The following is a 12,243-nucleotide window of genomic DNA, read 5'->3' as shown; positions in this document are numbered from 1 at the left end:
ATATCATGAATAATATAACCAATACATTAAACAGATACGCAAAGGGAGCAGCCCTGTTGATGCTCGTTGCTGTGGTTGCGGGCTGTGATAAAGCGCGGCTGGAACCGAAACCTTTATCCTTTTTTGCCCCGGAAAATACATTTAATGATCCTGAGGGACTGCGCGCAACGCTGATCGCCTGTGAGCGGAATATGCGTTATGAATGGTATGGCGATAACCCGCCGATTATTACCGAAGCCATTTTCTCAGATATTGCAGTCGAAGGTACCACGGATAAATCGGGGCCGGCGCAAAATATGAATTTGCAGATCACACCCGACGCGCAGCTGAATGCGATCGATTACAACCGAATTGGCTGGTATTGGCTGGAAGGTTACAAGGGTATCAAGTACGCCAATGTGGCTATTTCAAGAATTGATCAGCCAAAATATACCAGCGAGCAGCAGAAAAACGAGATACTCGGCGCAGCTTATTTTCACCGCGCGTTTCGCTATTACAGGCTTGTGCACCAGTTTGGCGATATTCCGCTGATACTGGACGAAGTGACTGAGCCGAAACTCGATTTTTATTCTACTAAAAGAGAGGTTATTCTTCAAAAAATGAAGGAAGACCTTGAATTTGCGGAAAAATGGGTGCCTGTTAATCCTGATAAAGGAACCGTTACCAGAGGCGCAGTAAGTCACTTGCTGACGAAGATCAACCTCTCACTGGGCCTTTTTAACGACGCGATCAAGTCTGCGGGTAATGCGATCGACGGCGGCCCGCATCGTTTGATGACGACGCGATTTGGTGTAAATCAGAATGATGCGACCAGAAACGTAATTTGGGACCTGCATCGCCCCGAAAATAAGGCGCTTGCAAATAATACAGAGGCTCTCTTGCTGGTGATCGACCGGCTGCTCATCGACGGAAATTTTGAAGGAGGTACTCAAAGTATGCGAAATGCCGTTCCTTTCTGGCACAATAATGTCAATACACCGACTGGAAATCGCGGTACGATTGACACTTATAGCATTGAATTTGATCAGGTTAACAAGTATGGTCGTGGGATAGGCAGGCTCCGTCCGACCTGGTATTCTACGCATTCCGTTTGGGATGACAAAAACGATCTGCGCCACGCGCCGGGAAACTGGATGCGCATGCAGGATCTGGTTTATAACAACCCTGCATTGAAAGGCAAGGATACTTATTATGGTAAAAATCTGCAATTACGCACGAATACAGGCGCTTTGCTCACCATCGATACGATCCGCTGCTGGTTCGACTGGCCGCATTATAAATTATTTGTCCCTGATCCCGAGCGTGTTCAGGCGCAGGGAGGTCACAGCGACTGGTATGTGTTCAGATTGGCAGAAACACATTTGCTGCGTGCAGAAGCCTATTTCTGGAAAGGTGACCTAGCGAATGCTGCCAAAGATCTGAATGCAGTTCGTGCACGTGCGGGCGCTGCGCCGATTGCTCCGGCAAAAATTAATATCGGTACTATACTGGATGAAAGAGCACGGGAATTGTATTACGAAGAACCGCGGAAAACCGAGCTGACACGCATTTCCTATATTCTGGCGATGACCGGAAAGCCGGCTTACAATGGGAAAACGTACAGTTTGAATGACTTTTCCGACAACAATTTCTTTTACGACCGCATTATGGAAAAGAGCAATTTCTATAATAAGGGTGTAAAAACGCGCCACGGCGACGAATACCTGATCAGCCCATATCACGTGCTGTGGCCGGTCCCGTCGCCGACGATCCAGGGTAACACAAGGGGTATTATCAATCAGAATAAAGGCTACGCAGGTTACGAGCGAAATGTCCCTCCGCTGACCGCTTTGCCTGAATAAATTTCACCACATAAAATCCAGACAGCCCCGCATTCAGGGGCTGTCTTCGTTTATATAGTCTATGGTAGAACGAAACGTTGACTTTATATAAAAAACCTTATCCAATGAATTTTACATCTACATCCGATCGCAGGGATTTTCTGAAATATACCGGCGCTGCCGCAGCTACTTTGCTCGCAGCCAATAGCTGGGCCGATGCATTGATTAAAAAAGGAGACTTCAAAATTGGCTATTCGTCGATCACCTGGGGCGGGAAGGATGAGCAGGCTATTTCGGAACTGGCGGGTCTGGGATTTAAGGGTATTCAGTTGCGGGCCAATACGTTTGGTCCGTATCGTAACAAGGTTTCCGAATTGAAGGATGCGTTGATCAAAAACAATCTCACACTTGCAATGTTTTTGAGCGGGAATGTGGAAATCGATCCGGCGAAATTTGAAAGTACTGTCGATACGCACGTGGCGCACGCGAGTTTTGTGAAGGCTCTGGGTGGCAATGCATTGCAGCTCACCAATAGTCTGCGGCCGAAAGACAGGTTGCCAACCACAGAGGAGTTGAAAAAACTTGCGCAGGTAATGAACGAGATCGGGAAGCAAACGGCAGATCTCGGTGTGCAGGCGGTTTACCATAACCACATGAACCAGCTGGGCGAAACGCCCGAAGAAGTGGACGTGATCGTGCAGGCAATGGACCCGCGGTATATTAAATTGTTGCTCGACATTGCACATTACAAGCAAGGCGGCGGCGAACCGCAGGAAGCGGTTATCAAGTATAAAAGCATTTTGCATTCGCTTCATTTAAAGGATACTAAACCGGCGGAGACCAAAAATGGCTATAAGTTCGTGGAGCTGGGACAGGGTAGGGTGGACGTTCCCGCTGTTTTTGCTTCGCTGAATAAGATTAAGTTCAAAGGCTGGGCGGTTGTTGAGCTCGACGGAGTGCCTGACCCTGAAAAATCGCCTTTAATCTGCGCGGAGATTAATAAGAAGTATATAACCGAAGTTTTGAAATACCCATTATAAGGTCTGTTTTATGTAAATTACTAGTCTGAATTGCATTTGTAAGGGTAGTTATTCTATTAAATCGTTTATCAAAAGGCAGCAAGTCGGACTATTTTCTGCTTCAATCAATTATTCCGGTATCAAAATGAAAAAGTACAGATTTACCCTGGCGGGACTATTATTATTCTTTACGCTATGCCAGGTACAGGCCCAAAAGTCGAAAAATGGCTGGGTAGATTTATTTAATGGAAAAGACCTGACAGGCTGGAAACAGCTGAACGGACAGGCTAAATATGAAGTGAAAGACGGCGCCATTGTCGGTACATCTGTGATGGGAACGCCTAATTCCTTCCTTACCACAGAAAAAGACTACGGCGATTTTATCCTGGAACTGGAAGTTAAAGTAGACAATAAGCTCAATTCGGGCATTCAGATCAGGAGCCTTTCCAAGCCGGATTACCAGGATGGACGGGTGCACGGCTACCAGGTTGAGATCGATCCGAGTGATCGCGCGTATTCGGCCGGACTGTACGACGAGGCCCGCCGCGGCTGGCTTTATCCGCTCGATCTAAACCCGGAAGCGAAAAAAGCATTTAAAAAAGAAGCCTGGAACAAATACCGCATTGAGGCGATCGGAACCACGATCCGCACGTTTTTGAACGGGGTACCGGTGGCACATTTGGTTGACGATATGACGGCGAGCGGTTTTATCTGTCTGCAAGTACATTCGATCGGAAGTAAAGATTTGGAAGGCACGCAGGTGAGCTGGAAGAATGTGCGCATTCAAACCACCAACCTGAAACCTAGTCCGGCGGCTAATATCCGGATCGTGAACCTGATCCCGAACAAGCTGGATGCGGCGGAAAAAGCGCAGGGCTGGTCACTGCTTTATGACGGAAAAACGGCTGATCAGTGGCGTTCTTACGGCGGAACCGATTTTCCATCGAAACGCTGGGCTCACAATGACGGCACGATTACGATCTCAAAATCAGACGGTTCGGAAACGGGAAATGATATTGTTACCAAAAAATTATACGGACCTGCCTTTGAATTTGAATTCGATTTCAAACTGACCGAGGGCGCAAATAGCGGCGTGAAATATTTCGTTGACCAAAAATTCAACTCAAAAGGAAAATCGGGAATAGGCTGCGAATACCAGGTACTTGACGATGAAAAACATCCTGATGCAAAACTGGGCAAGAATGGAAACCGGACGATCGCTTCCTTCTACGATGTAATACCTGCTGAAAGACCGAGAAATTCAATGAAGAAAATCGGCGAGTGGAACCAGGGGCGCATTGTGGTGCAGAAAGACGGGACTGTTCAGCATTTTTTGAACGGATATAAAGTAGTAGAATATGTGCGCGGCTCGCCGCAGTTCAAGGAATTTGTGATGAGTTCTAAATTCAAGGATTTCGAAGGTTTCGGAATGTCTACGCAGGGAAATCTGCTTTTACAAGACCACGGAGATAACGTTTCTTTTCGGAGCTTAAAAGTGCGTGAATTGTAATAAAAAGCTGTTTGAAAAAATAGCAAAAAATACAGTAGATAGATGAATATCTACTATTTACAACTGGTTGCGGTGAGCAGCCGGATCTGATAATTAAAAATTAACCTTTATAAAAATGGAAAGTAGAAGGGAATTTCTAAAAAATGCAGCGCTGGCCTCGGCGGGCGTAGCGGTTGGAGCTAATGCTTTCGGAGCAGCCAGTTACCGTCGGATATTAGGTGCAAATGACCGTGTACGTGTTGGGGTAATCGGCTTTTCAGATCGTTTCCGCAGCTCACTCGCACCAAGCTTTTCTGATCACGCGAAGGAATTGAATTTTGAATTTATGGGCGTTTCCGATCTGTGGAACCGTCGCCGCGACGAAGCAGCCGCGTTTATGAAAGACAAGGCTTATGCTTCGAAAGAGTTTATTAAAGCCAGGAATAATGAAGAGTTGCTGGGCCGCAAGGATGTGGACGCGGTGATCATCAGTACAGCCGATTTTCAGCACGCATTGCATTGCGCCGAGGCAGTGAAGTCTGGCCGTGATGTGTATGTGGAAAAACCTTTCGCCGAAACCCTGGAAGATGCGAAAGTGGCGTTGAAAGCGGTGGAAAGTTCAAAACAGATCGTACAGGTAGGATCGCAGCGCCGCAGTGCTCCTAACTATTGGGCAGCTTACGAATATATTAAATCCGGCAAATTCGGCGACATTACTACGGTGGAAATGACCTGGAATGTGAACCAGCCGGGGAGGTGGAGAAGGAAAGAACTCGTTTCGCAGATCCGTAAGGAAGATACCGACTGGGACCGCTTCCTGATGAACCGTCCGAAAGTGGAATGGAACCCGCGCTACTATCTTGAATTCCGCTTGTTCTATCCCTATTCTTCGGGTATTCCGGGCCAGTGGATGGCGCACCAGATCGATACAGTTCACTGGTTTTCAGGACTGGATGCGCCGCGTAATGTGGTGGCAAATGGTGGAATCTATACCTGGAAAGACGGTAGGACCAATGTGGATACTTTCAGCGCGGCATTTGAATATGGTCCGTTTGATGATAAGAGTAAGGGTTTTCAGGTGATCTATTCTTCTCGTTTTAACAATGAAGCAGGTGGCGTAAAAGAATACTACTATTCAAATGGTGGTATGATCAACCTTGATACGAACAAGATCACGTCGGAAGGCGGATTGAAGGAAAAAGATGCGAAGGGAATGGGATTACAGGCTAACCTGCTTCCTGAAATGTCTTTGAAAACGGGCGACAAAATCGCAACCGACGCCAATACCGGCGCCGATCCGATGACCTCCATGCACATGCGTAACTGGATGGATTGTATCCGCAGCCGGAAAGAAACGAATGCGCCGGCGCGCGTAGGTTTTAATCACTCCGTTGCCAATATTATGGCCACAGAGGCTTTGCATACCGGTAAAAGAGTAAGCTGGGATCCGAAAAAGCGGGATATCATATTGAGCTAGGATTGTAGTTTTTAATTTCAAATAGATCAAAAATAAAGTGAAACTAAAAAATACAGGCTTTTTACTGGCGACCGTTTCTCTCGCTGCATTTGCCGGATTGGCAAATGCACAAAAGGTGGATCTGGTTAAGAATGAAAGTGAGAAAAAGGTGGAGGTTAAAATTGACGGGAAGTCTTTTACAGCATATTATTACCCGGGTGAGAAAACTTTGAAAAAAGCGGTTCTGTATCCGGTACAGACTGCCAGAGGAACGGTAATTACGAGAGGCTGGCCGCTCGATCCGCGTCCGGGCGAGCGCGTGGATCACCCGCACCACGTGGGGATCTGGCTAAACTATGAGGATGTAAACGGCAACGACTACTGGAACAATTCCGACGCCGTCGACCATGCAAAACGCGCTTACGGTACTATTTTGCACACCGGGATTTCCAATGTTAAAAGTGGAAAAGATAAAGGCGAACTGACCGTCACTGCTAATTGGGTGGATAAAAACGGGACTTTGACTTTAAAGGAAACGACCACTTATACTTTCAGCGGAAAAGGAGAAACCCGGATGATCGACCGCAGCACTACGCTCACAGCCGTGCTCGACGAGGTAGCAATGCCCGATATCAAGGACGGAATGTACGCGATCCGCGTGGCCCGCGAGCTGGAACTGCCTTCCAACAAGCCTGAAATTTTCACCGACGCTGGCGGTATTGCTACGAAGGTCCCGGTTTTGAACAATGAAGGCATTACCGGGAACTACCGCAATAGCAATGGTGTGGAAGGCGAGGCGGTTTGGGGGAAAAGGGCGATCTGGTGTAATCTGACTGGTAAAATCAAGGACGAAAATATCAGTGTAGCGATCATCGACCACCCTAAAAACGTAGGTTATCCTGCTTACTGGCACGCGCGGGGTTACGGACTTTTTGCGGTGAATCCACTTGGTATGAAAGCATTAAGCGACGGGAAAGAAACGCTGAACTTCAAGCTGAAAAAAGGCGAATCGACTACCTTTCGTTACCGCATGGTAATTGCTTCCGAGCATTTGAAAGATACCACGCTCAACGAGCTGGCTGCGGCTTACGCAAAGTCGAAATAAGGTTTATCTTGCAGCATGATAATAAAAGCTCCGGTTCGCGCCGGAGCTTTTTTGTTGACACGTAGATTCTCTTTTCGCACACTATTATATGAAAGTACCGAGATATCCGGTTGATCAGTTGAGTGAATACACGTTTCAATTTTTCAGTACCGGCCCGCGCGGGGTGTTCGCGTTAAGAACGATTTTTACGAAAGAGAATACTGGATCGGGTGATGAACTTTATAATCTGGCATTCGGGCTCTGGAACTCGGATTTGCAAGATATTGATGATCGGATTGAATTGAGAAATGGTGATGCAGATCAGGTTTTAGCAACTGTTGCTAGGGTAACCCTTGACTTCTTACACCAACATTCAGGAGCTTTTATTTTTGCTCAAGGAAGTACACCATCCCGAACGAGGAAGTATCAAATGGGAATCTATAAATACTTTGATGAACTTCCAAAGCATATCAAAATACTGGGATTACGGACAGATTTCAATTCCCATAATACATCAAATTGGATTGAATTTAAGGTAGGTGTTAATTATCAAGCGTTCCTTTTGTATTCAAATGTTCGTTATATTTGAATAGTACTATACAACATCATACTATGAATGTAGCCAAAGCTGGTACAGCAAAGTCAAAAATATCAGCAGGAGTACAGGTTGAACAACCAGTGAAGAAAATGTCTTTGGTTGATGAGAAGATGGAGCAGATGAGGACAACTCTGGAACAACACCCGATCCCGGAACACCTCCTGAGCAGGAACAAAAAACCGCGTAATCCGTAATGCCAAAGTCGACTTACATTGCAATACTTCGCGGGATTAATGTCAGCGGAAAAAATATGGTCAAAATGCCGGCGCTGGCGGCAATGTTTGAGCAGGAAGGTTTTGAGAATTGCAGGACGTATATACAGAGCGGCAATGTGCTTTTTACTTTTGAAGAGACTGACGAACAAGAACTGGCAGCGCAGATTACAGATGCAATTGCGAATGCATTCGGCTACGATGTTCCGGTGATTGTTTTGAAGGTAGATACAATGCAGTCAGTTTTCGACAAAAACCCGTTTTTGAAAGCTCAGAAAGAAGATATTGCTGATCTCTACGTGACGTTTTTGTCTGAATCTCCGGCACTGGAATTAGTAGAAAAAATCGACGCTCAGAAATACCAGCCGGATCAATTTGTCTTAGAAGGCAACACCATTTATATCCACTGTCCACAAGGCTACGGACGTACTAAACTGAATAATAATTTCTTTGAAAGTAAGCTGAAAGTGGCCGCCACTACCCGTAACTGGAAGACGGTGGCGGAGCTGGTGAGGCAGGGGAATGAACTTGCTTCGCAGCACTGATACTTTGGTTTAGTGCCAAGAAGTTGTTTTCTTGGTCGAAAATCGTTTCAAGACATCTCAATCCTCAATAGTAATTCACTTAAGTACGATATGAAAGACAATTCAAGACGCAGGTTTTTGCAAAATGCCGGTATTGCGACGATTGCATCGGTAAGCCCGTTGGCCGCAGCACCGGAGAAACAAAAAGAGCTTTTTATTCACCACGTATATTTTTATCTAAAAGAACCACATAACGCGGAGCACGAGGCTAAGTTGCTTGAAGGGTTGACCAAGCTGGCGAAAGTGCCTACTATTCAGTACGTTCACATTGGGAAGCCTGCTGAAACCAACCGTTCGGTGATCGTGCGCGACTATACTTTTTCATGGATGTGCTTTTTCAAAAATATCATTGAAGAAGAAATCTATCAAACTCACCCGATCCATCTGGAATTTATCAAAGACTATGGTCACCTCTGGGAAAAGGTGATCGTTTACGATTCAGTGGGGCCGAAGAAAGTAGGGTAATAGCAGGAAACGTCTTTTAACTGCAATTCGACGCTAACTTCTAATTCGATCATGTTTAAAAAGTCTTTTTTACCGATTTGTGTGGCGCTTGTAATCTTTGCCGCACAGATCGGTAAACCTTTATTTGCCCAAAAACTGAACGCTGATATCCGCCTCAATCAGGTAGGTTTTTATCCGCAGGCACCGAAATTAGCGGTCGTTGTGGGGGACAAGTTTACTGATTTTGTGGTCAGGGACGCAGCTGGGAAGGCTGTTTTTAAAGGAAAGCTGAGCGAAATACGCAATAACCAGCATTCGGGGAAAGTCAGCCGGATTGCGGACTTTTCGAGTGTTAAAAAAGCAGGTAAGTACACGTTAGAAGTGCCTGGACTTGGAAAATCGGCTGCATTTGACATTAAACCAAAGGTCCACAGGGAAGTGGCGGCCGCGTCGCTAAAAGGGTTTTACTATCAGCGCGTGTCCACAGACCTGCCCGAAAAGTTTGCGGGCAAATGGGCGCGCCCGGCGGGGCACCCCGATGACAAAGTGCTCATTCACGCCTCGGCAGTATCGGAAGGACGGCCTGAGAATTTTGTAATAAGCTCACCAAAAGGCTGGTACGATGCGGGAGATTATAACAAATACATTGTCAACTCCGGTATTACAATGGGCACACTGCTGTCTTTGTATGAAGATTTCCCATTGTATTTTGAGAATTTCAATACCAATATCCCTGAAAATAATAACTCGATTCCTGACCTGCTCGACGAGGTAATATGGAACCTGCGCTGGATGCTGACTATGCAGGATCCGGCCGACGGTGGCGTTTACCATAAATTAACAAACCCGAGATTCGACGGAATGCTAATGCCCGACGCGGCTGATAAGCCAAGGTATGTGGTACAAAAAAATACAGTTGCGACGCTCGATTTCGTGGCAGTAATGGCGCAGGCGGGCAGGATTTTGAAGAGTTTTGAAAACAAATTGCCGGGATTGTCCGATTCATGTATCGTTGCGGCAGTGAAAGGCTGGGAATGGGCAGCCAAGCATCCTGAGGTATATTATGATCAGAATGAGATCAACAAGAAATTTGATCCGGATATTGTTTCCGGCGCTTACGGAGACAGGAGTGTGGCCGACGAGCGGATCTGGGCAGCGGCCGAAATGTATGCGACTACCGGGAAAATGGAATATTTGAAAGGTATTGATCTGAAAGCAAAACAGCCACTTGCGCTACCGACGTGGAGTATGGTACAAACGCTGGGTTACTACACTTTGATCCGAACCAGCGAAAATTTGAAAACGGAGGCCGCATTGATAGACCCTATTAAAAAATCGGTGAAAGATTATGCAGATGGACTTTTAGCTGATCTCGAAAAACAGCCTTACCACACTGTTATGGGCAAAGATGCAAAGGATTATTCATGGGGCAGCAGCTCAGTGGCCGCGAACCAAGGAATTGCACTTTTGTATGCTTTTAAACTTACCAAAGACAAGAAATACCTGAATGCGGCGCTCGGTAACCTCGACTATCTTTTGGGGAGAAATGCGACTACTTTTTGTTTTCTCACAGGTTTTGGTTCAAAAAGGGTAATGCACCCGCACCACCGTCCTTCTGTGGCCGATGGAATCGAAGACCCGGTACCAGGGTTATTATCCGGCGGGCCCAATCCCGGACAGCAGGACAAATGCAAAACCTACACCAGCAACTTTGCAGATGAATCGTTTACCGATGACGATTGTTCTTACGCATCCAATGAGATCGCGATCAACTGGAATGCGCCGATGGTTTATTTATCGGCCGCAATTGAAGCGATTATGGAGCAATAGCATTTATTTGACGGGAACAGTAGGCGGCGTTTCGTTATAGCCTTTTTTCCCTGTCATATTATCCTCTTCGGATTCTTTAATAGCCTCTTTCTTCACAACCTTTGACGGTTTTGCACTGTCATCTTCGTGCCTCGATTCATCATGCGGGCCGGCAGGTGATGGACTGCTTCCTTCAATATCCTCTTCTTGGGTCTCCGGTTTTGTGTTCATAGTATTGCTGTTTTTAATAATAACAGAGCAAATTTCATTCCCGTCATTACATCGCCGACCTGAAAATTGACGCAGCCGGGATAGATTTTCCTGTTTAAAGTCTTTTCCTGTCAGTACCGACAAAACTAATTCCCGACTATGAGCCTGTTCAATTCCGTTTCCCAGCTTCGTAACATTCTGAAAGACATCGACCTTGCGGCCATCACCAGGCTTTCAAAGAAGGTTGACCTGAATCAGTTAATGGGTGTCGTTTCCAAGATGAGCGAGGAAGATCTGGGGAAGATGCTGAAATTTATGCAGGCAGGCTCCGGAAAGAAAAAGGCGCCGCCAGTAGTGAATGGGGATTTTTATGAACTTACCGACACCCTTTTGCCCGAAGAAAAACTGATCCAGCTCAAAGTGCGGGAGTTCATGGAAACGGAGATCAAACCAATAGCCAATCATTATTGGAACAATGCACAGTTTCCAATGCACATTATTCCGCTTATGGCGAAATTGAATATTTGCGGACTTACTTACAAAGGTTATGGTTGTGCAGGAATGTCGGCATTGCTGGAAGGATTTATAGCGATGGAAATGGCGCGCATCGATTCGTCGATCTCCACATTTTTCGGCGTGCACAGCGGGCTTGCGATGGGCTCGATCTATTTGTGCGGTTCGGAAGAACAAAAGCAGTATTGGCTGCCTATTATGCAGAGAATGGATATAATAGGCGCATTCGGGCTTACAGAGCCGGAAGTTGGGTCCGGTGTGGCCGGCGGACTTACTACGACTTGCAAAAGAAATGGTGATGAATGGGTGATCAATGGTCAGAAAAAATGGATCGGCAATGCGACTTTCTCTGATATCACGATCATCTGGGCGCGCGACCTGGACGATAATCAGGTGAAGGGTTTTATTGTACGAAAAGAAAATCCAGGGTTCAAGGCTGAGAAAATGCAGGATAAAATGGCGCTGCGTACCGTACAGAATGCGAAGATCACATTGACTGAATGCATTGTACCAGAATCCGACAGGTTACAAAATGCGAATTCTTTCAAGGATACCGCCAATGTGCTGCGCATGACGCGGGCCGGCGTGGCCTGGCAGGCGGTAGGCTGCGGAAGAGGCGCGTACGAACTTGCATTGAAATACACGATGGAAAGAAAACAGTTCGGCCGCCCGATCGCCGGTTTTCAGCTCGTGCAGGATCTGCTGGTCACCATGCTGGGCGATTTGACAGCGATGCAAACGATGGTTTTCCGATTATCGCAATTACAGGATAGCGGCGTACTCACCGACGAACATGCATCGCTCGCAAAGGTTTTCTGCACGCTGCGTATGCGCTCGATCGTGGATCACGCCCGCGAGCTTTTTGGTGGAAACGGGATATTGCTAGAATACGACATCGCCCGCTTCGTGGCCGACGCTGAGGCCATTTATTCTTACGAAGGCACAAAGGAAATCAACTCGCTGATCGTCGGCAGGGCAATTACCGGTGAAAGTGCATTCGTGTAA

12 protein-coding genes are annotated in these 12,243 nt (G+C 46.6%); 11 read left to right on the top strand and 1 reads right to left on the bottom strand.

What is annotated here, in order from left to right; all coding sequences use genetic code 11:
* Positions 1-5 precede the first annotated feature (5 nt).
* The 10 genes from KOD92_RS02965 (at position 6) to KOD92_RS02920 (ending at position 10,536) form a co-directional block, all read left to right on the top strand.
* Positions 6-1,841, top strand: a complete 1,836-nt coding sequence (locus KOD92_RS02965; RefSeq protein ID WP_229254495.1) for a RagB/SusD family nutrient uptake outer membrane protein — start codon at positions 6-8, stop codon at positions 1,839-1,841.
* Between the two features lie 104 nt (positions 1,842-1,945).
* Positions 1,946-2,860: a sugar phosphate isomerase/epimerase family protein gene (locus tag KOD92_RS02960; protein WP_215232021.1), complete on the top strand. Its 915-nt coding sequence runs from the start codon at positions 1,946-1,948 to the stop codon at positions 2,858-2,860.
* 124 nt (positions 2,861-2,984) lie between these two features.
* Positions 2,985-4,349 carry a 3-keto-disaccharide hydrolase gene (locus KOD92_RS02955; protein WP_215232020.1) on the top strand — a complete coding sequence of 455 codons (1,365 nt, stop codon included), beginning with the start codon at positions 2,985-2,987 and terminating at the stop codon, positions 4,347-4,349.
* Positions 4,350-4,464: 115 nt separating this feature from the next.
* Entirely contained in the window at positions 4,465-5,805 is a 1,341-nt protein-coding gene (locus KOD92_RS02950; RefSeq protein ID WP_215232019.1) for a Gfo/Idh/MocA family protein, read from the top strand.
* Between the two features lie 37 nt (positions 5,806-5,842).
* Positions 5,843-6,889: a DUF6807 domain-containing protein gene (locus tag KOD92_RS02945; RefSeq protein WP_406566153.1), complete on the top strand. Its 1,047-nt coding sequence runs from the start codon at positions 5,843-5,845 to the stop codon at positions 6,887-6,889.
* An 88-nt stretch (positions 6,890-6,977) separates the two neighbouring features.
* The gene (locus tag KOD92_RS02940) at positions 6,978-7,457 is read left to right on the top strand and encodes a DUF6934 family protein (protein WP_215232018.1); all 480 of its coding nucleotides are present in this window, start codon (positions 6,978-6,980) and stop codon (positions 7,455-7,457) included.
* A 23-nt stretch (positions 7,458-7,480) separates the two neighbouring features.
* On the top strand, positions 7,481-7,660 hold the full coding sequence (locus tag KOD92_RS02935) for a hypothetical protein (RefSeq protein ID WP_215232017.1): 180 nt from the start codon (positions 7,481-7,483) through the stop codon (positions 7,658-7,660).
* Entirely contained in the window at positions 7,660-8,223 is a 564-nt protein-coding gene (locus KOD92_RS02930) for a DUF1697 domain-containing protein (protein WP_215232016.1), read from the top strand. The genes KOD92_RS02935 and KOD92_RS02930 overlap by 1 nt, the downstream gene beginning before the upstream one ends.
* Positions 8,224-8,313: 90 nt before the next feature.
* Positions 8,314-8,727 carry a Dabb family protein gene (locus KOD92_RS02925; RefSeq protein ID WP_215232015.1) on the top strand — a complete coding sequence of 138 codons (414 nt, stop codon included), beginning with the start codon at positions 8,314-8,316 and terminating at the stop codon, positions 8,725-8,727.
* 51 nt (positions 8,728-8,778) lie between these two features.
* Positions 8,779-10,536, top strand: a complete 1,758-nt coding sequence (locus KOD92_RS02920) for a glycoside hydrolase family 9 protein (RefSeq protein WP_215232014.1) — start codon at positions 8,779-8,781, stop codon at positions 10,534-10,536.
* A 3-nt stretch (positions 10,537-10,539) separates the two neighbouring features.
* Here the strand turns inward: KOD92_RS02920 and KOD92_RS02915 are convergent, their stop codons facing one another.
* A complete protein-coding gene (locus KOD92_RS02915) occupies positions 10,540-10,746 on the bottom strand; it encodes a hypothetical protein (RefSeq protein ID WP_215232013.1) in 207 nt (68 codons plus the stop codon).
* A 138-nt stretch (positions 10,747-10,884) separates the two neighbouring features.
* On the opposite strand from KOD92_RS02915, the gene KOD92_RS02910 reads away from it, so the two are divergent.
* Entirely contained in the window at positions 10,885-12,243 is a 1,359-nt protein-coding gene (locus KOD92_RS02910; protein ID WP_215232012.1) for an acyl-CoA dehydrogenase family protein, read from the top strand.

This window comes from Dyadobacter linearis (genome assembly GCF_907165045.1).
Taxonomy (GTDB): Bacteria; Bacteroidota; Bacteroidia; order Cytophagales; family Spirosomataceae; genus Dyadobacter; species Dyadobacter linearis.
The sequence above is the reverse complement of the archived record's forward strand: the minus strand, read 5'-3'. Positions and strand labels throughout refer to the sequence as shown.